The sequence below is a fragment of the Craterilacuibacter sp. RT1T genome (genome assembly GCF_023502145.1).
Classification (GTDB): domain Bacteria; phylum Pseudomonadota; class Gammaproteobacteria; order Burkholderiales; family Chromobacteriaceae; genus Craterilacuibacter.
Genome location: NZ_JAMFLI010000009.1, coordinates 67,767 through 87,643, shown reverse-complemented (window position 1 = coordinate 87,643; position 19,877 = coordinate 67,767). Strand labels below are relative to the sequence as shown.

Below are 19,877 nucleotides of genomic sequence, written 5' to 3'. Positions count from 1 at the left end.
CGCTTCAGTCCTCGCCCGCCAGCAGGCGGTAGAACCGCCCCGGTTGCTGTTCGGCAGCGCAGTGCAGGGTCAGCCGGTTTTGCGCGCGGGTGGCTGCGACATAGGCGCGGCGCTTTTCCTCGGCCATGGGTGCGCCGGGAAGCGGAAACTCATGCTCGCCCATGCCGGTCAGGATGACATGCGGCCATTGCTTGCCCTTGGCGTGAAAGACCGAGCCGACGGCCAGCGCTTGCGCGGCATCCTGCTCGGCCTTCCAGTGCAGCCAGTTCAGGCGCTCGCAGCGGCTCAGCCATTGCGTCGCGCTAAAGCCCTGCTGCGCGATATGGCGGCATAGCGCCTGCCAGCCCTGTACCCGGCTATCGGCCGCCTCGCCCCATGGCGCATAGGCGCGCAGGGTAGACAAGAGGCGGGCTTCGCGGGTGAAGATGGCCAAGGCATCGGCTAGCCGGGCATTGCCATCGTGGCCAAGCAGCGAGCCTAGCGCCTGTTGCAATGCCAAGAGCTGGCTGCGCTGGGCCGGATGCGCCGGCGCTGGCAAGTCGCTCAGCCACTGCGCCAGTAGCGGCCAGTGTTCGCCCGACTCGGCCACCATGGCGCCCAGTTCGCGCTGGCGCTTATCGTTCAGGCACCAGCCGGGCAGGGTGACCAGGCGCCGGGCCAGACGTTCGCGCCGCTCGCGCTCGTAGCGCAGTTTTTTCGGGTCGTTCTGTTGTGCGCTTTGCGCGCTCCAAGTGGGCGCCATCAGCTGGGCCAGTGCCTGAATCAGCATGCCTTCGCTATTGCGCCAGCACGGCCAGCCGTCCAGGGTATAGAACGGAATGCCGGCCTCGGTCAGCGCCAGTTGTGCCGCCACGGTCTGGCCGCGGTCGCGCGCGATCAGTGCCGTCTCGCCCGCCGGATAGGGGTTGGCGGCCAGCACCTGGGCCAGATGGCCATGTGCCGTTTCGATTTCGCTTGCGCAGCCGGTGCCGGCCAAAGGCGGCAGGCGCGGGCTGCGTAGCGGCTGCACGCGTGCCGCCAGCAAGGGGCCGAAGCGGTAGGAGGCGGACAGCGGTAGTACGGTGACCTTGGGGAGCTGGCGGCGAAAGCCGGCAAATACGCTCTGGGCATCGGCGCCGCGCCATGAATACAGCACCTGATCGCGGTCGCCGACCGCTACCAGCTTGCCGACTTGTCCGCCCCAGGCCAATAGCCACGCCAGTTGCAAGGGGCTGGTGTCGTGAAACTCGTCGATAAACAGGCAGGAGGCGTGAAAGCGGCCGGGCGCGAGCAGCAGATCTTGCTCCAGCGCATCCATCAGGTCGTGGCAGGCGTCTTCGATCAGGCGAAAGCCGGTATCGCGCTCCAGACGCAGGGTGCGCCGGCGGTTTTCGTAAGCCAGATAGGCCAGCCACACTGCGTGCGGGCGCTGCAAGGTGCCGGCGATGACTTCGGCGTCTTCTTCATAGGCAAGCTGCGCCGAGAGCCGCCCTTGCTTGATGCTCTGGAAGGTGTCCAGCAAATCGGTGAGGCTGGCCGCATCCTGCGGCAGCTGCATTTCGTCACTGCCGGCGATGGCCTGATTGACCTCGGCCACCACTTGCGGCAGCACATGCTCCAACACCCAGTCTTTCTTTACCAACTGGCGCTCGTCGGCCAGCAGGCGTCCGGCTTCGCCCATGCACACTTCGTCAAAGCTCTGCACGGTGATGGCGTCGCTGCGGTTGCCATGTTCGGCCAGGCGTTGCTGCAGGCTGGCTTTGCCGCTACGGCTAAAGGTCAGGGCCAGCACCTTGCCGCCGCTATGCGCGTGCTGCAGCGCCAACAGGGCAAGCAAGGTCGTCTTGCCGCTGCCGGCGGCCGCTTCGATCAGCAGGTGACCCTCGCGGTGATCGAGTACCGCCTGCTGCTCGGCGCTGAGCGTGAGTCGGGTGTGCGCCCTCACTTTTGCCACCAGGTTTTGACATTGACGAACTCGTACAGGCCGAACTCGGACAGCTCGCGCCCGTAACCGGATGATTTCACCCCGCCAAAGGGCAGGCGCAAGTCCGAGCTGGTGTAGCGGTTGATAAACACGCTGCCGGCCTCGATGTCGGCGCCCAGCGCCCGCGCCCGCGCGCTGTCGGCCGAGAAAATGCTGGCCCCCAGGCCGTAGGGCGTGTCGTTGGCGATGCGGATGGCGTCGGCTTCGTCGCGTGCGCGGATGATGCTGGCGACCGGGCCGAAGACTTCCTCATGCCAGACCCGGCAGTGGGCGTTGACCCGATCCAGCACGGTGGCCGGATAAAAGAAGCCGGCACCGCCGGGCATTACCCCGCCGCATAGCAGTTGCGCACCGTGGGAGACGGCATCCAGCACCTGGGCATGCAAGGCTTCGCGCAGATCGGCACGCGCCAGCGGCCCCAGGGTGGTCGCTGCATCGCGCGGCTCGCCCATCACCAGTGCGCGCGCGTGGCGGCTAAAGCGTTCGGCAAAGGCATCGGCAATTTCGGGCACCACAATCATGCGCTTGGCGGCATTGCAGCTTTGGCCGGCATCGCGAAAGCGCGAGTGCGCGGCCTCGAAGGCGGCTTCATCCACATCGGCATCGGCCAGCACGATAAACGGGTTGCTGCCGCCCAGTTCCAGCACGCTTTTCTTGAGATGGCGCCCGGCGGCGCTGGCGACAAGACGGCCGGTGCCGGTCGAGCCGGTAAAGGCCACCGCGTCGGCGCCGCGAATGGCGTCTTCGACCTCGTCGTGGCCGATCCATGCCACATCGAAGACCTCAAGCCCGCTGCCGCGCACGATCTCCAGCAGCTTTTGTGTGGACAGCGGCACCGAGGGCGCCGGTTTGACCAGGCAGGCATTGCCCGACATCAGTGCCGGAATGGCGAAGCGCAGCACCTGCCACACCGGGTAATTCCACGGCATGATGGCCAGCACCAAGCCCAGTGCCTCGAAGCTGACGCCACTGGCACTGGCTTGGGTCGGGATGTTTTGCGGGGCAAGCAGGCGCGGGGCGAGTTCGGCGTAATAGCGGATCAGCTGCGCCGATTTGTCGATTTCGGCCAGGCATTCGCTGGTGCGCTTACCCACTTCCAGCGTCACCAGTGCCGCCAGCGCGGTGCGTTCATGCTCCAGTGCATCGGCCACGCACAGCAAACGCGCGGCGCGCGCTTCACATGAAAGCGCCGCCCATGCCGGGCGTGCGCGCTTAAGCGCGCTCATGCACTGATTCAGCGCTTCGCCCTGCCACGCGCCACGGGTAAAAGCCACCTCGCCGGTGGCCGGATTGCAACTGGTAAATGCGTTCATGCAGGCAGTGTAACGGAGAGCGGGGAAAGCGGGGAGTCTTGCCGTGTTGCGCTGCCGGGCGAGACGCATCCCGCCCGGCTTGCGTGCGCGGTGCTTACACGCCGACAGGCTTGCGCCCGGTCAGCAGATATTCGATGGTTTCGCGTGCGCTGCGCATCTGTTCGCCAAACGGCAACGGGTCCTTGCCGCGGAAGAACAGCCCCTTGCTCACTTCGCCGCGATAAGCGGCAGAGAGCTTAAGATCGATGCAGAACTGGCCGGCTTTGGATAAGCCATCGCGCAATCCGCAGACCGACAGGCAGTTGAGCGCCTGGGTGCAGCGTGCCGGATCGGCCTTGGCATTGGCCTGCAGTTTATCCAGCCGCTTGATATAGCTTTTCAGCCACGGCGTGAGCACGCCGCGCGCAGGCAGACCGGCGACCGACATGAACTCGACAATATCCTCGTCCTTGGCCTCGGCCAGTATGCGCTTGAAGTTGTCGTGAGCATCGCCCTCGCGGGTTACCGCAAAAGCGGTACCGATCTGAACGGCCGACGCACCCCATTCGGTCAGCGCCGTTCTGACCTTGGCAAAATGGCTCATGCCGCCGGCGACGATAAGCGGAATACGCTCGCGTTCGATTTCCAGCGTCTTGAACAACTGCTGGGTCTCTTCCAGTACCCGCTTGAAATTGAAGCGCTCATCGCCCAGATCCGCGACCTGGGCTGCGCCCAGATGGCCGCCGGCATGGTGCGGATGTTCGATTACGATGGCGTCGGGCAGACGGCCTTTTTTCATCCAGCGCTTGAGTACAATGGCGATGCCGCGCGACTCCGACAGAATGGGGATCAGCGCCACATCGGGGTGGTCGGCAGTCATATCCGGCAGATCCAGCGGCAGGCCCGCGCCCATGACCACGGCGTGCGCACCCGACTCGCAGGCCTGACGCACCAGTGCCGGATGGTCGGCCACCGCTTTCATCACATTGACGGCAATCAGGCCGCGGCCTTGCGCGCGCGCCAGTGCGCCTTTGACTTCCCTGTCCAGGGCGACCCGGTTGAGCCGGTTCAGTTCCTCGTCACCTTCCGCCTTGCTGGAGGCGGCAACAAGATCGGGATGCAGGTGGCGCAAGTCCACACTGGCGATCGTTCCAACGGCATTTTCATGTGCCACGGCACCGGCCAGGCTTTGGGCCGAGATGCCGACTCCCATGCCGCCTTGTACGACGGGCAGGAGTTCGCGCTGACGGATGGTGAGCGCAGAGAAGCTGGGATTCATGCCGTAGACCTTTAGCGATGGAGCAAAAGGTCTATTTTGTGGGGGTTTTTGCGGGTGACATTTGATCTGGATCAATGTTTTGAGTTTTGACTCTAGTGGCCGCGCAAAGATAGCCGGTGCAAGCTAGCCATGATCAGGCTTGGGCGATGCTGTGGTGGTGTGTTGTATTTATGGTTAATGACATAGGTATTGTGTTTTTTTTGGATTTTGCATTTAAGATTTTGCGGAATTGGATTATCCTTTTTAAATAATAGATTGTTAATTGCACGCATTCAGGACAGGGGTAAGAGTATGGATACGCTCAAGGCGCTAATGGTGTTCATGACGACTGCTGAAAATGGCAGTTTTTCCGACGCGGCGCGCAAGATGGGCGTTTCTCCGGCGGCGGTGAGTCAGAGTATTGCCCGCTTGGAACTGGAGCTGGAAGTACGGCTGTTTAACCGCACCACGCGCCAGCTCACCTTGACCGAGGATGGCCGGCGCTTTTACGCGCAGTGCAAGGGGCCGGTTAATAATCTGGACAATGCCATCAGCCAGCTTAAAGCCAGTCAGGACGAACCGGCCGGCCATCTGCGCGTCAGCATGCCCAACAGCTTTGGCCGCCGGCTGATCCTGCCCTTGATGGGCGAGTTCTGCCAGCTCTATCCCAAGATCCGCGTCTTTTTCGGGCTGGATGACCATTTCAGCGATCTGATTGAAGACGGCTACGATGTCGGCATCCGTCAGGGCATGATGCCGGACAGCCGCATGATGGCGCGCCATCTGGCCGATATTCCTTTGTATACCGTGGCCACACCGGCTTACTGGGACAAGCATGGCCGGCCGCAAACGCCGGAGGAACTGTCGACGCATGATTGCATCAACTTCCAGTTTCCGACTTCGGGGCGTTTGTCCAAGTGGGAGTTTGAGCGTGATGGCGAGCGCATTCCGCTGGATGTTTCCGGTACTTACACGCTGAACGAGATCGAGGCCGTCGCCGAGCTGGCACGTTTGGGGCAGGGCGTCGCCCAGTTGCCGGGCAATGAGGCGATTGATGCCATGCGCCGCGGCGAGCTGGAGCCGGTATTGCTCGACTTCCTTTCGACCGAGCGGGCCATTTACCTGTGCTTCCCGCACCGCGAACACACCGCACCGCGCACCCGCGTATTTGTCGACTTTATCGTCGAGCGTCTGGCGAGTCATCCGGACGTGTTGGCGAAGTGGCCGGCGTAAGGTAGGGGGGGGGAACCGGGAGCGGGGAACGGGGAACGTGGAGCCGAGTCCCCAGTCCCTCTCCCCGTTATACCGCCATAAACCGTGCCAGCGGCGTTTCGCTCCAGTCTACGCTATCGAGCAAATTCTTCACGATCAGCCCCAGCTCGGTGTCGCCTTCGATCACCAGCTTGCGGTTGAAAAACAGCGTGTCCGGGTCTTCTTCGCGCAGCATCATGCGTGCCAAATCCGCAAGGTTGGCGGCAAAGCGCAAGTCTGGTGCCTGCGCCGATGCGTCCACCTTAAAGCGGCTCTCGTCGGCGGCGAAGCGCAGCTTGATACCGGCGTCCAGCACATCCACTTCAAAGCGCTTGCCGGCCAGTAGTTCCATCTCGGCCGGCAGCACGCCGCGCTTGACCAGCTGGTTCAGTGCCGTGACCAGGGCCAAGGTGGGCGGGGTCGCGGGCAGTTTGCCGGCGATGCTGGCGATAATCGGTGGCAGGGTGATGTCAGGCACGCGCATGCAAGGTGTCTCCTGTATTGATAATGCCGGCGCTTCCGCACCAGTAGCCGTCTACCGCCGCCCCGGCGTGTTTGCCCTTTAAGCCGGCCATGGCGGCGTCTGCACTTTGCGTGCCGGCGATGACCGCACGGAAAGCGGCAACGACTTCTGCGGTGTGGGCCGACTGCGGGCTGACGCGTACCGCCGTCACGCCCATTGCTTCCATTTCGGCCAGATACGGCAGCAAGGCATGGCAACCATCGGACATGGTCTGGATGCCGTTAATGGTCAGAAAGCCTTGTGCTTCGCGCGTGGCCAGCGTCAAGCCATCCGGATGTTCCAGACACTTGAACTGGCAGTCATCCTTGCTCAGGTTGTAGTGGCGCGCGGTAAAGCAGCGTGCCGAGAATGCCAGCGGCAGGCGACCCCAGGCAAACACCTCGGTTTCAAGCTCGGGTCGGGTGGCCAGAATGGCGGCCAGCGTGTCGCGGTCCATCTCCACCGGCGGCAGCCAGCGCGTGGCGCCCAGCGTGCGCATCAGCGAGAGCGTGCTGCTGTTGTAGACATTCATATGGGTGCCGGCGACAAAGGGCAGACCGGCGTCGCGTGCAAGCTTGGCTGCTCCCAGATCATTGACCTCCAGCGTCACGCGGCCATTGTCCACCAGCTTGCGCAGGCGCTTGAGGTCGGACTCGCTCTCCAGCAGCGCCTGGCAGCTGAGTACCACCTGTTTGCCGGCATCAGAGAGCTGGTGCGCCAGCGTAATCCAGTCGCTGGTGCGCAGTTGCTGGCGACGCGAGCAGACGGCTTCGCCCAGATAAATCGTGTCCAGCGGCCAAGTCGCCGCCGCTTCATAAAACTTGAAGACCTCGTCGCGCGACCAGAAAAACAGGATGGGGCCGAGGGTGAGTTTGAGATTAAGTGCGCTCATCTGATTATTTCCATGGCCGGTTGTAGGCGCCCAGCGTCTGTTGCTGACCTTCGGCCAGCTTACCCAGTGCCGCTTGCCACGCGGGTTTCACTGAGAAGCGCTGCATCTCGCGCCCCGCGGTATCGATCGCTTCGCGCAGCGTCTTGGTCACCTGTGCCACATAGGCCGGGCTGCGCTGGCGGCCTTCGACCTTGATGGCCGACACGCTGATATCGATGATTTGCGGCAGCATCTCCAGCACATTCAGGCTGGTCGGCTCTTCCAGCGCGTAATAGGTATCGCCCTGCACCTCGAAGCGGCCCTTGCACAGCGTCGGGTAGCCGGCCGGCTCATTCTGGCCGTACTGGTCGATCAGGATATCGTTCAGGCGGGCGCTGGTGGTGCTGCCGTTTTGCTCCCAGCGCACAAACTTGGCCGGCGAGCACACGCCGTGGGTATTGGGCGACTCGCCGGTGGCGTAGCTGGACAGCAGACAACGCCCTTCCACCATTACGCACAGGCTGCCGAAGCCGAAGACCTCGATTTCCACATCGGTATGGCGGATTACATGGCCAACCTGATCCAGTGTCAGCACGCGCGGCAAGACCGCGCGCTGCACGCCGAACAGATCGCGGGCCAGATTGACCGCCTCGTAATTGGTGGCCGAGCTTTGCACCGACATATGCAGGCGCAGGTTCGGGTGGCGGCGGCTGGCGTAATCCATCAGGCCCAGGTCGGCCAGAATCACCGCGTCCACCCCCAGATCGGCGGCCTGATCGACGGCGCGCTGCCAGCGCAAGATATCCACCCCCTGGGCAAAGGTATTGATCGCCATCAGCACCTTGCGTCCCTTGTCGCGGGCGTAGCGGATGCCGGCGGTGGCAGATTTTTCGTCGAAATTCAGCCCGGCGAAGTTGCGGGCATTGGTTTCATTCTTGAGCCCCATATACACTGCATCGGCACCGTGGTCGATGGCGGTCTTGAGGGCGGGCAGGCTGCCGGCAGGGCAGACCAGTTCGGGTAGCTTAGGCATGCGTCACAAGCGGAATCGTAAACCCTTGGAAGGTAACAGCATGGCGCCGGCTGGAACTTGTTCTGCGTCAAGCAGGGGGGAGATGGTAGGGGAGGTGATGATGTCAGTTGCTCAAGCCAAGTGTTGTACTTTTGTTGGCGCGCCCAGAAAGCATGTTGTCAAATGGGTATCCTGCGTACAAAAGATATACACTTGCAATGAAGAGGCTCGCTCAGCGTGGTTCCGCTTGCTGGCAAAGCATCGCTAAACGGGAAAATAGGGCAGTAAAAGAATATCAAAGGGGTAAATCGTGGCTAAAGAAAACAAGTATCAGGCTTTGACGCTGGGGTCGTTTGCCCTTGCTGGTATATTGCCGGGGCTTACGATGGCTGGTCCTTACCCCGCATTGCCGCCCTCGCTTTCCACATCGGTTGCACCTAACGTAATGCTGGTGATTGATACCTCCGCCAGTATGTTGCAAGACAGTAATAATGCATGGCTGTACAACAATCTTTGCAATAATGTTAGCAGTAACTGGAATAGTTGTATTAATAACAATACCAATGGCTTTCGCACTACCAATGATTCGGAAACGCTGACCCCGAATAGTAAAATGAATATTGCCAAGCGGGTTTCGCGCAATTTGATTGATGGCAATTCCCAACTCAGATGGGGCGTTTTTTCATTTCATGATAAAACGACGACTATTGGGGGGGATGAGCGTGGGCAGGGTGGTCTGTTGCGTGCAGCTGTTCAAGATGGGTGGGTAGATAGCAACAGGGATGCATTAAAAAGCGCCATTACTGCATTAAATGGTAGAACCGCGACCCCTCTAGGGGAAACGCTGCTTGAGGTGACGCGTTACTTTCGTGGCGAAAGCTCGCTATATGACAAGCCGACCGGCAATGCTGACAAAAAGTATACTCGGCCTATTCAGTATCGCTGCCAGAAAAACTTTGCCATTGTGATCACCGATGGTGACGCCACTAATGACGATGATTTGCCTGGAAATAATGGAAAGGCTTTGATGTCTTATGTTAGTTATAAGGCGGATGGTTCTCTTCAGTCTAAAGAGTTTGGTATATGCACTGCAGCCAGTACGGATTGCCCTAATGTGCTTGAGGGAACGAGTGGGCTGACTGTTCCTGGTTTTGGAGATAAAAACAACAGGCCGCGTGCCATTCGTGATGTCGCAAAGTATGCCTTTGAAGCTGATATGGTCACGGGGGCTACTCTAGATTTGGATGGCAAGAGTTTTGATGATGCAAAATTCAAATTGCAGAATTTGTCCATATATACGGTGGGTTTTGCCACCCAAAACAATGTATTGCCCGCTGCTGCCGCGGTGGGGGGCGGCAGTTATTTTACGGCTAACAATGAAAATGAACTTGCAAATAGTCTGAAACAGACAGTCGCCCAGATTGCCTCCGCCAGTTCCAATGCAGGAGGCGTCTCTGTTGTCAATGATTCGGTTGGCGAAGGAAACCAGGTTTATCAGCCTGTATTCAATCCCGATGGCTGGTATGGCGAGTTGCGCTGTAAAGCAACGGATGCTAACGGAAAAATTATTGGTGATTGCCCTAATCCGCAAGCGATCATTCCTGTGCATAATGCACGTAAAATTTATACCAGTAATGGTAGCTCGACGGCGATAACTTTTAATAGCGCTGCAGATCTGGCTGACTGGCAAAAGAAAGCATTAGCTCCGCCGGATGGAGATGTTGCTACAGTCAATAAAGTGATCGGGTTTATTCGTGGCCGGACGGACATTACTGAATTTCGTACGCGCAACAGCCTGCTGGGCGATATTGTTGGCGGGCAGCCCACGGTCGTGGGAAAACCGTCAGGCTATACCAATGATAAAAACTACAGCCAATTCAAACAGGACAAAGCTGGACGCAAGCTGGTTTTTATCGGCGCTAACGACGGCATGATGCATGCCTTTGACGGCGATAGCATGCAGGAACTCATGGCTTATGTTCCCGCCGCGGTCTACCCCAATTTGTCTAGCCTTACCAAAAAAGATTATGGTAAATCAGCCGGCTCGCCACACAACTGGTTTGTGAATGGCAATAGCCGCCAGACTGACGTGCGTATAGGTGGAAACTGGAAAACCTTGCTGGTTTCTGGCCTTGCCCAGGGCGGGCGGGGCTACTTTGCACTGGATGCAACGGATGCAAAGGCCTTAGATACTGCGGCTACGGTCCGCTGGGAGCTTAATAGTCGAAATGAGGCCGATATGGGGCATACCTTTGGTCTGCCGCTAATTTACAACGTACGCAATGGTACGGATATCAATAATAAGGCTCAGGCTATTCCGGTTGTGATACTTGCGAATGGCTACAAAAATAGTGACAGCACCAGTAGCGATACTTCAGCCTTATATATCGTTAATGCTGACAATGGGGATGTGCTGAAAAAAATTGTAGTTCCCGGAAAAGGCGGGCTATCTGCACCTGCTGGCATTGATTACGGGCAGGATGGGGTCCTCGACTATGTGTATGCCGGTGATATGAATGGTAAGGTGTGGCGTTTCGATCTGACGAGTGCTTCTCCCTCTGGTTTTAAGGTGGAGAGCACGCCTTTGTTTGATGCCGGAAGCAGCCAACCTATCGTAATGCGCCCAGCCGTACTTGCCGTTAATAGCAAAACAGATGGTAAACCCGTCGGTAATCTGGTGCTGTTCGGCACAGGGAAACTGCAGGAAGAAACAGATCGCGGCGATATCAGCATCCAAAGATTTTATGCGGTTCTGGATAAAATGGATGCGTCGCCTGTCACTGCCAGTTTGGATTCTTTGCAGCAGCAGCGTGTCACTGCAACGGTAAGCATTCCTTCCGGGCAGACTGGAGCGGGTACCTTCCGGCAGCTATCCGACAGTACACTGGATTTGACTGATCCAGGAAATACCAAGCGTGGCTGGTATCTTGACTTGCCCGAACCATCCGAGCGTTTGATGAGCTCACCGTTATTACTCAAAGACAAACTATTGTTTGCTACCGGATCGCCGCTGGCCAGTGAAAAGTGCCTACCCGGCGGCAAGGGGTGGGTGATGGGGGTTAATCCGCTAACGGGTAGCGTGACCAAAAACCGCACGGGCAATACCGGGAAGCCCTACAGTTTTATCGACTTGGATGGTGACAAGAGGTCTAGTGCTGGCGATATGGTGAATTTTTCTACCGGCAAGAGTTACGTCAGTGGTTTTGCACTGGCTGGATTGCCGACCGAACTGACTTATGTACAAAAAGGAAGTTTCGCCTTGTCGAGTCCGGCATCTGCCGGCACTGAACTGGGAGATGCCGGCAATGCCGTCGCATTGAAAGAGGCCAATGCGATGGCTGTTTATACCGGTCATGCCAAATTGGGTACCAGTGCTGGCAATGCGATGGGGCGCCCGGTTGCTGGTGGCGATGGCCAGTTGTTTGTGCCACAGGTTGGCAATGATACGCTTGATCAGCACGGTATCAACAAGGGGAGCTTGGGTGTAAGAGTCGAAACTACGCTTTGGTGGGAAGTGCTGTGATGGCTGCCGCCAATATAGGTAGAGAGCGTGGTAAGGAGGGGGGCGTGACGCTGGTCGAACTGGTCATCGTTATGTCTTTGCTGGCGATCATGGCTGCGGTTGCCGTGCCGAACATGAACCAGTTTCTTCGCGATGCCAGGCTGTCTTCGCAAACCGACTTGCTGGCATCTTCATTGCAACTGGCGCGTACCGAGGCGATTAACCGGCGGGTCAATATTACCGTATGCCCGCTGGCCAATCCGAATGCGGATAATGCCTGCTCTGCAGATGCGGCCGACTGGGCGCGCGGTTGGGGTGTGCTGGCAGGTGCGAATATTTTACAGCGCGTGACGGCCAATCCGGCGGTAACGATAGCCCCTGATGTGATTGCAGGAGCCATGCCTGTTGTTGTGGTCTTCAACCCTACTCAGGGTAATGCCACGCAGGATGTCTCTTTGAGGTTGTGCGCGGCAGGCAGCCAACAAAGAACGGTAAGGGTGTCCTTGTCCGGGCGTATCGGTCGGCAAATCGGCCCTGCAGCTTGTCCTTAATCTACCGGATCGCCAAATGATGAATCGTAGATGGCAGTCAGGCCTCTCCATGATCGAAGTCATGGTTTCGCTTTTTATTATTGCGCTCGGTCTTTTGGGATTGGCTGCGCTGCAGTCACGCACACTGATGTACAACCAGAGCGCCTACCAGCGCACCATCGCAGCCGATTTAGCCAATGATCTGGCTGAGCGCATTCGCGCCAACCGTACGCCCATTCTGCAGGATGCCGAAGCGGCGGCAGATGCGCCTTTGCCCATGCCCCCCGATTTTTCACGCTGTACCGCTGCGACGCTGGCGCAAACGCCGCCAGTTTGCAATGTGCAGCTAGGTGGGCGTGCCACTTATCTGGTGGAGGGGGACATGATCGAGTGGTACCTTACCTTGCAAAACCAGTTGCCGGGTGCGAACTTCGTCTTGCTTGCAGCGCCGGGTGCGAGTGCGGGGTTTTTGCGCTATACCCTGACGCTTACTTGGCAGGATGACCATATGGCGGCCACAGCAAGCAACTATAGCGTGGTGATCGAATGATGGAAATCCGGCACAATCAGGGCTTCACCTTGATTGAATTTATGGTGGCGCTGACGATCTCTTTGCTGTCCTTACTGGCAGTCAGCGAGCTTTATCTCAATTCCCGTCAGAGCGCACGCCTACAGCAGATGCAGAATGTACTGACCGAAGAGGGGCGTTTTGCTATCTCTATGTTGCAGCGCACGGTAGCGCAAGCCGGATTTCGCCCGGTAACGGCGGCCATGCCCGTTTCTGCGATGACCGCCAATTCGGACCGTTCGCTCTCCGTTATGTTTACGCAGGATGGTAACCAGATGCGGGACTGTGCAGGCAATGCCGCCGTTGGTAATCAGACGCTGACCATCGCGACCGTTAATAGTGCGCTGCGTTGCACGCCAGCGGTGGGTAATGCCGTAGACTGGATTGCCGCGCCGGACGCAAGCGGCCAAGGGGTGGAGCTGGTTGATTTCAGGCTGAGTTATGGGGTGGATACAGGGCCGGCCACAGAGCCATCTTTGGGTTGTGGGGATGATTTAGGTAATGGCAATCTGCGCGGAGATTGTGTGGTCGATGTTTATCAGGTGCCTGCGGTGGGTTCGGCCTTGCAGCGCAACATCCGCTCAGTCAGGGCTTGTCTGGTGTTGCGTACCAATATGACAGACCCCTCTGTGCTTAAATCTGGGGCCGTAATTGACTGTGCTGGTGCTGCCATTGCCAATAGCCAGAATGACCGGCGCCTGTACCGGCTGCTTCGTACCACTATCCAATTAAAGAACCGCTAAATCATGATCCAGCTCCCTGCTTCATCGCGCCAGAGTGGTTATGTGTTGATCGTGACCCTGATTCTGCTGCTGGCGGTCACCATTCTCGTGCTTAACGCCAGCCGCAGCTCTACCATGGGCGAGCGCATGGCTGGCAACCAGATGGATAGAGTCCGGGCCAAGCAACTGGCCGAACTATCGGTCCGGCAGGGCCTGCAGTTCCTGCAGGCCAATAGCGAAACCTGTCTGGATGGGTGCCGTACGTTAAGTGGTCCTGGCCCTTGGGTGGGAGGGGCTTTGCCTGTTGCCGCCGACTTTATCATCGCAAACTCAGAAGCGAGTGCCGGCAGCAATAATCGTGGTCGCTATCTGGTTCGCCAATTACCTGTTGCTTTTCGCCCGGCCGACAAGGCCGCTTGCATGCCCTATAGCGTGATGGGACGTGGCGAAGGGCAGGATAGACGTACTGTGGTGTTGATTCAGGCCGTCAGTTTTGTTTGCCCCGCCTGATTTTGGAGAGTCAAGTATGAAGTCGCCCCCTTTTCGACAGTCTGATCAAGGTTTCACCTTGATTGAAGTCATGATCACTGTTGCCATCATCGGTATTCTGGCGGCTATTGCTTATCCGTCCTACACGGCCTATGTGGTGAGAAGCCAGCGGGTTGATGTGCAGCGCCAACTGATCATGCATGCCCAGGCGCTGGAGCGTTTACATAGCGTCGGTGGAAGTTATCAGAATGCGGCTGGGGATGCCTGCGGTATTAATGATCCTGATAATAACCAATATGTAATTGAAACAGAGTGCGGTGATGCTAATAGTTTCACTATCACGGCGACTCCGAATGATGGAGGAATGCAAGCTGCGGATGGTACACAAACATTGGATCAAAGCGGAGCCAGAGGGGGCAGTGTTCAAAACGGACAATGGACGAATTGACTGAGTGCTTTGTCTGTTTTACTGAGCCAGCAAAGCCATATTTCTTATGGTCGAGGCTAGCCGCACCTACCCCCAGCACCCCGCCACGCCCACACCCGAGTGGGCGTTTTCCATGGCTTTCTGGCCGTAGTGGTTGAGTGTCAGCGTGCCGCATTCATCCTGGCTCATCGCAGCATTGGGGATGGCTTTGAGCAGGTAGCCGCCATCTTTCAGCGTCAGCGAGATCCGGTAGCGTGCCTGGGCTGGCGGAACGTCGCGCGGGGATTGGGCCAGGGCGGCGGGCAGGGTGTAGTCGTCGCCGGACGGGGTTTTGGCGTAGCTATGGCTGAGTGTGCGGTTGCGTTCCAGTTGCTGGGCGTTTTGTTGCAGTACGGCGGCGGCGTCGGTACGGGCGGCGCGGGCGACGTAGCGCTGGTAGGAGGGCAGGGCGATGGCGCTGATGATGCCGATAATCGCGACGGTAATCATCAGCTCGATCAGGGTAAAGCCTGTCTGGGCAGGCATGCGTGTGGTTTTCACAGTATCTGTTTCCAGTAGATGCGTTTCAGGCGGATTTCTTCGGGCTTGGTGATGGGGACGCCGATATCGATTTGCTGGTTCTTGCCCGAGGTGCCGCTGACATAGATGGGCGACAGGCCCGGGGTGTTGGGGTTGCTGACAAAAGTCGGCGCGGTGGCAATGCCCACATCCAGCTTGATGCCGCTGACGCTCTGGCCGCCGAGCAGATCCTTGTTATCGATCACGCCGTCGCCGTTCAGGTCGACCGCCGAGCCTACGGTGCGCCCGCCACTGTCGGCGCGCAACATCATCAGCCAGCTCTCGCCACCGGGCACGCAAGGGTCGGTCGATGGAATCATGCTGGTGAAAAACACCCGGTTTTCATTCAGCAGTGCCCGTGTCACGATGCGCTCGCCTTTGCTGCCGGTGCCGGCCATACTTAGCTGCCAGCCATGGTGGAAACTCCAATCGGGCACGTGGCTGCTGCTTTTGCGCAGTACATCGCCGCCCTGGGTGATTTCGGCCTCCAGTGTCTGCACTAGCAGCTGCGCTGAAGTCAGGGTGGTGCCGCTGTCATTCTGCTTGTCCCATACTGCGTAGAAGGATTGCGGCGTCTGGTTATTGATGTCGGACGGGCCGAGGTAACGGCCGGTGCCGAAGTAGATCAGTACGCCACGGCCTTGCGGGTGCGCGCCAATGACCGCTTCGCTGGTCATGGGCTGGCCGCCGGAGCTGAACAGCGGTTTGCCCTGGTTGGCGGTCTTCCATGCGCCGGCGGTTGTCGAGGAGAGATCGAACTTCCATAGCAGGCCGCTGATATCGCTGGCATAGACGCTATCCGTGACGCCATCCTTGTTCTGGTCGTGCAAGGTCAGATGGGTCAGGCCCTGACCCTGATCCAGCACGATTTTCTGCAGCAGGCTACCATTGTCGAGCTTTACCACAAACAGCGCCTGACGCGGGGCATCGTAACCGCTGCCGAACACGGCGGCCCAGTCACCGCTGGGCAGGCGCACGATCTGCGGCTGGCCGTAGCTGTAACCCAGATCCGGGTCGGTAAACTGCCACAGCACATGCTGGGTCGCAAAGCCTGCCGGGTTGCTGACGTCCAGCGCATACACCGCCTTTCCCCCCTTGTTGAGGCCTCCCACCATCACGGTTTTCCACTGGCCGTTCAGATAGGCATCATTCAGTGTCGGGCTGCCGTCCACCGTGTACTGGTGGCTATAGGCCGGTTCGGTCAGTGCCTTGAGTTTGCCGAAGACGGCGGGGGGCAAGAAGCCGAACAGTTCCTGGCCAGTATCGGCATGAAAGCCGTGCAGCATGCCGTCGTTGGCACCGGCCAGCAGCAGCGGCGTGCGGCCGCGTTTGCTGGCGACATAGGCGGCGTAGCTGCTGCGTTCGCTGGCACCGCTGGCCTGGCTCCAGCCGAAGTCCTGTCCGCTAGCGTGGACGGGCGCCGAGTTGATGATGTCGCCCAGTACCGAAAGCGGCCGGTTGCGCAGCGTGCCGCCATTGCGTACTTCCTGGCGGTTGTCGCCACGCAGCCATTGCAGGCGCTGGTTGCAGCCGGCCAGATCCGGACCCAGCGCGCCGAGCTGTGCGTTGGAGAGCTGGCTGCAGCTGTCGAACGCGCGTGCACTGCTGCCATTCAGGGTAAACAGCTTGCGTGCAGCCGGTGTCGGGATCAGCTTGGCGGCATCCCACTTCACCGCGCCGAGACTACCGTTGCTATTGATCTGCCAGGCTTGCAGTTGGCCATGCCAGTCTTTGCTGTCGAAGCCGGCCTGATACAGCAAGCTGCCTTGCTGGATGGCGCCGGTATTGGCGACCAGCGGAGCTGCGGTCGGGCTGGCGTCGATAATGGAGGCAAAGGTCTGCTTGAAGGCATCGGCCAGGGCTTGCGGATCATCGGCGCTGAAAAACTGGCCGCGGCTATTGAGTGCGGCGTGCCATAAGTCGTAAACGTGGCCGACCGTTTCATTGCTGCCGGATGCGTTGACGGCTGGCCAGCTGGCCTTTCCCGTTGCGAGGTCTGCGTAAGACTGGCCTTGCCAGGTGCCACCAGCCCAGACCGGGTTGGGTGCCACCAGCGTTTCGCCCAGCCCCAGGCCGATGCCGAACGTCACCATGTGTTGCCAGGTGGCCGGGTTGTTTTTCGGATTCCAGTACTGCGCCGTGGCATCGCCCGAGCGGTCACTGAAGCTGGCGGGGACTTTGTTGGGCAGATCGTTGCGCAGATCTTCCGACCAGTATTTGAAGGCCGCGTCGGCCAGACTGTTGTGGTTGTTGTCGTTAAACGGTGCGCGCGGCGCGTAGTTTTTGCCATCGGGCAAGCTGCGGCTGCTGCCATCGACATTGCCGCCGGCGTTGAAACCGCTGTCCTGGTTCCATAAGCCATCGGTAAACATCACATGGAAGCTTTTACGGCAACTATAGGCTGTGCCCTGACTGCTTCCCGGCGTCGCCTGCCAGGGTTCGTCGGTTTTCAAATACTCGCCGGCGCGTTGCAGTGCGCTGCGTAGCGGGGTCCAGCCATAGACATTGAACCGCTCCAGCCAGCTATAGAGCCCTTCGCGGTGATTATCATCGAGGGTGCGGATACGGTTTTCGCGGTTTTTTTTGTCGTAGCCCTGACACCGGCCATTGAATTCTTTGCAGGCTGTCAGTGCCTGCCAGCCCAGCCGGATGCGGCCGTCGTCTACGCCTTCAATCGCTTGCATGGCACCGGAAATCATGGCTTGCGCACGGGTGCGGTAGAACGAGTACCAGTTGGCAAAGTTTTGTTTTTGTGCGGCCGAGTTGCCAGCGAAAATATCGCTAGGGCTGCCAACAGTGACTTCTACATAGCAGGCATCTGATTTTGTCGTGGTATTGCAGCTGGATGGACGATTGAGCCCTGCATCTGCATACCACAAGCTGTAGAAGGCTGGCGCCGCTTTTTTGCTGTCGGGATTGCTGCAGTCAGGGCGTGAACCGGAAAAGTTGCAGTCGCGGTAGGTGAGATAGCTGCTGGCCAGATTCACGTCGCCTTGACCTGGGTTGAAACCGTTATGTGGAGCCTTATCAAAACGGGTGGTGTAATTGCGCCCACGCACCTGCGGGATGGGGTAAACCAGTTTGGGGTTGTAGGCGATGCCGTTGTAGGTGGCAGCTTTGTAGCGCTTTTGATTCTGGGTATTGTTGCTATTGAGCGAGTCCGGCGCATAGGTACGAGTCATACTCCCCGAGTCATCCAGCGTCAGAATCACATTGGGCGCCATGTCGATGGCCAGATACAGTGGCACATCGGCCAGTTCAGTCGCGTGGCTAGCTGGCAAGAGCGCCAGCGCCAGCAGTACGGGTAAAACGGTAGGCTTTAGCATGAAACGCCCTCCACGCAAGGTTCGAACAGGGCCTGTACGATGACGTTCGCCTTGCCTTCGCCGCCGGTAGCGCTGGTGGTGATGCGGTAGCGTCCGTCGGGTTGGCCATTGCTGCCCAGCAGGCGCTCTACGCGGTAGCGTGGCTGGGCGGCGAGGTGAGGAAGCGCATCGGCCTCTGGCAGGCTCAGGCTGTTGCTGCTTTGCCAGCGTTCGCTCTTTTGCCAGTAGGCGGCATCATTGGGTGCGGTGGCGCTGGCATCGCAAAGCCCGCCGCTGCAAGGCTCGCGGCTGGCGTTAAAGGCGAGGTCTTTCCATTGCAGATAGTCACGCTCGGCGTGGCGCAGCGCAGTTTCGGCCGCTTCGAAAGCCAGGCCGCGGTTGCGGGTGTTGCCGGCCATTTTTTCTTGCATCACGCTGTCTTGCACTGCATACAGGCCGAGCATGGCCAGTAGCAGCATAAAGACCAGCACCACCAGCAGCGTCATGCCGCCTTGCGTTTTGTGTGTGCTCACAAGCGATTCCTTACTGCCATGGTGGAGGTCAGGACCTGGCGCATGCGCCGGTCGGAGGGGGTGATCTCCTTCCCATTAAACTGGTAGCGCTGCGGCTCGCTGCCGACTTCGTGCTCTGAAACCAGTAATAGCGAGGCGCGTACCGACAATACCCGGCGCCAGCGCGCCTTGGCCGTGGCTCCCGGCGCAACCGACTCAAGCTCGTCGGCCGTGACGTAGCGGTCTACGTTGTTGTCGCCATCGGTGTCGACGCCATACAGCAGCTGCAGATCGTCGGCGCCGCTGATCAGCACTTCGGCGGCCGCATCGCCGCTCTGGCGCATGAGCGCCGGCTGGCCCCCATCGTCCTTGCCGATAAAGTAGCGCAAGGTGGTGGCGGCTTGCGGTGTGATCTTGAGTAGTTTGGCGCCCGGCTCGAAGGTGTAGGCCGGTGCATTGCAGGGCGAGGTGGGCGGCGTGACCGGCCCTAGCGTATTGCTGCAGTTGCCGGGCGACGCATTGCCGGTATTGTGTACCAGTTTGAATTTGGCACCGTTGTCCTGTACCTCGCTGATCTGGAACATGGCGGCATGGCTGCAGTCGTTCTGGATGGCAACGACGATGTCGTAAATTTGCAAACCATGGCCGGGGACGTTATCCAGCTCGATAGTAGTCGAGTTCGGAATATGACTGATGATATTTAAGGGTGATGAGGCGGTGCTGTCCGCAGGGGCAATATGGGCAATTTTTAGCACGTCACCCTTGAGATAGGCTTGTGCATTGATGCCGGGTGGAGCGCTGGCCGGATCGTCGTAACCCTGTAGCGGAATGTCGTACAGTTCCCCCCCGCTTCCCCCTCCGTTGACGACATTGGTCAATGACTGGATGTCACAGCCGGCGAGGATATTGCCGCGGTCGCCGCTCTGGCGCACATCGCGCGACAGTTTTTCAAAGGCGAAGCGCGCATCTTGCTGCAGCGCCGAACTGGCCTCCTGTACACGCTGGGTCTGCTTGCTGCCCAGATAGACGTAGCCCACGCTGGCGACGATGCCCAAGCCCAGGGTGAGTGAAATCATCAGCTCGATCAGGGATAGGCCTTGTTGCGGATGACGCAT

Annotated in this window: 17 protein-coding genes; 7 read left to right on the top strand and 10 right to left on the bottom strand. The window is 59.1% G+C overall.

All coding sequences use genetic code 11. From position 1 onward, the window contains the following. Positions 1-4 precede the first annotated feature (4 nt). The 3 genes from M3P88_RS13065 to M3P88_RS13055 all read right to left on the bottom strand — a co-directional run bounded on the left by M3P88_RS13065 (position 5) and on the right by M3P88_RS13055 (position 4,534). On the bottom strand, positions 5-1,924 hold the full coding sequence (locus tag M3P88_RS13065) for a UvrD-helicase domain-containing protein (RefSeq protein ID WP_249616443.1): 1,920 nt from the start codon (positions 1,922-1,924) through the stop codon (positions 5-7). Then, the gene (locus tag M3P88_RS13060) at positions 1,921-3,276 is read right to left on the bottom strand and encodes an aldehyde dehydrogenase family protein (RefSeq protein WP_249616442.1); all 1,356 of its coding nucleotides are present in this window, start codon (positions 3,274-3,276) and stop codon (positions 1,921-1,923) included. The genes M3P88_RS13065 and M3P88_RS13060 overlap by 4 nt, the downstream gene beginning before the upstream one ends. 94 nt (positions 3,277-3,370) lie before the next feature. Further along, on the bottom strand, positions 3,371-4,534 hold the full coding sequence (locus M3P88_RS13055) for an NAD(P)H-dependent flavin oxidoreductase (RefSeq protein ID WP_249616441.1): 1,164 nt from the start codon (positions 4,532-4,534) through the stop codon (positions 3,371-3,373). A gap of 291 nt (positions 4,535-4,825) precedes the next feature. Between M3P88_RS13055 and M3P88_RS13050 the strand changes: the two genes are divergently transcribed. Beyond that, positions 4,826-5,746 (top strand): LysR family transcriptional regulator, encoded by a 921-nt coding sequence (locus M3P88_RS13050; RefSeq protein ID WP_249616440.1) that lies wholly within the window; start codon positions 4,826-4,828, stop codon positions 5,744-5,746. Between the two features lie 67 nt (positions 5,747-5,813). On the opposite strand, the gene ubiT is transcribed toward M3P88_RS13050, so the two are convergent. From ubiT to ubiU, 3 genes are read right to left on the bottom strand one after another with little or no spacing between them, the layout of a single operon-like run. Then, positions 5,814-6,248, bottom strand: coding sequence for a ubiquinone anaerobic biosynthesis accessory factor UbiT (ubiT, locus tag M3P88_RS13045; protein ID WP_249616439.1), 435 nt, complete (start codon positions 6,246-6,248; stop codon positions 5,814-5,816). Then, positions 6,235-7,158, bottom strand: coding sequence for a U32 family peptidase (locus M3P88_RS13040; protein ID WP_249616438.1), 924 nt, complete (start codon positions 7,156-7,158; stop codon positions 6,235-6,237). Before M3P88_RS13040 ends, ubiT begins: the two co-directional genes overlap by 14 nt. A 4-nt stretch (positions 7,159-7,162) precedes the next feature. Next, positions 7,163-8,170: a ubiquinone anaerobic biosynthesis protein UbiU gene (ubiU, locus tag M3P88_RS13035; RefSeq protein WP_249616437.1), complete on the bottom strand. Its 1,008-nt coding sequence runs from the start codon at positions 8,168-8,170 to the stop codon at positions 7,163-7,165. A gap of 289 nt (positions 8,171-8,459) precedes the next feature. Between ubiU and M3P88_RS13030 the strand changes: the two genes are divergently transcribed. The 6 genes from M3P88_RS13030 to M3P88_RS15965 are packed head-to-tail and all read left to right on the top strand — an operon-like array spanning position 8,460 to position 14,408. Then, the gene (locus tag M3P88_RS13030; protein ID WP_249616436.1) at positions 8,460-11,672 is read left to right on the top strand and encodes a pilus assembly protein; all 3,213 of its coding nucleotides are present in this window, start codon (positions 8,460-8,462) and stop codon (positions 11,670-11,672) included. Beyond that, positions 11,672-12,202 (top strand): GspH/FimT family pseudopilin, encoded by a 531-nt coding sequence (locus M3P88_RS13025; RefSeq protein ID WP_249616435.1) that lies wholly within the window; start codon positions 11,672-11,674, stop codon positions 12,200-12,202. The genes M3P88_RS13030 and M3P88_RS13025 overlap by 1 nt, the downstream gene beginning before the upstream one ends. Positions 12,203-12,218: 16 nt before the next feature. Then, positions 12,219-12,731 (top strand): type IV pilus modification protein PilV, encoded by a 513-nt coding sequence (pilV, locus tag M3P88_RS13020; protein WP_249616434.1) that lies wholly within the window; start codon positions 12,219-12,221, stop codon positions 12,729-12,731. Continuing rightward, a complete protein-coding gene (locus M3P88_RS13015; protein WP_249616433.1) occupies positions 12,728-13,492 on the top strand; it encodes a PilW family protein in 765 nt (254 codons plus the stop codon). Before pilV ends, M3P88_RS13015 begins: the two co-directional genes overlap by 4 nt. Before the next feature lie 3 nt (positions 13,493-13,495). Then, positions 13,496-13,981: a pilus assembly PilX family protein gene (locus M3P88_RS13010; RefSeq protein ID WP_249616432.1), complete on the top strand. Its 486-nt coding sequence runs from the start codon at positions 13,496-13,498 to the stop codon at positions 13,979-13,981. Positions 13,982-13,997: 16 nt separating this feature from the next. Continuing rightward, positions 13,998-14,408 carry a type IV pilin protein gene (locus M3P88_RS15965; RefSeq protein ID WP_283773211.1) on the top strand — a complete coding sequence of 137 codons (411 nt, stop codon included), beginning with the start codon at positions 13,998-14,000 and terminating at the stop codon, positions 14,406-14,408. Between the two features lie 66 nt (positions 14,409-14,474). Here the strand turns inward: M3P88_RS15965 and M3P88_RS12995 are convergent, their stop codons facing one another. The 4 genes from M3P88_RS12995 to M3P88_RS12975 are packed head-to-tail and all read right to left on the bottom strand — an operon-like array spanning position 14,475 to position 19,877. Then, on the bottom strand, positions 14,475-14,912 hold the full coding sequence (locus tag M3P88_RS12995; RefSeq protein WP_283773213.1) for a type IV pilin protein: 438 nt from the start codon (positions 14,910-14,912) through the stop codon (positions 14,475-14,477). 11 nt (positions 14,913-14,923) lie between these two features. Next, the gene (locus M3P88_RS12985) at positions 14,924-18,271 is read right to left on the bottom strand and encodes a pilus assembly protein (RefSeq protein ID WP_249616431.1); all 3,348 of its coding nucleotides are present in this window, start codon (positions 18,269-18,271) and stop codon (positions 14,924-14,926) included. Further along, positions 18,265-18,783 (bottom strand): pilus assembly PilX family protein, encoded by a 519-nt coding sequence (locus tag M3P88_RS12980; RefSeq protein WP_249616430.1) that lies wholly within the window; start codon positions 18,781-18,783, stop codon positions 18,265-18,267. Before M3P88_RS12980 ends, M3P88_RS12985 begins: the two co-directional genes overlap by 7 nt. After that, on the bottom strand, positions 18,780-19,877 hold the full coding sequence (locus M3P88_RS12975; RefSeq protein ID WP_249616429.1) for a PilW family protein: 1,098 nt from the start codon (positions 19,875-19,877) through the stop codon (positions 18,780-18,782). The genes M3P88_RS12980 and M3P88_RS12975 overlap by 4 nt, the downstream gene beginning before the upstream one ends.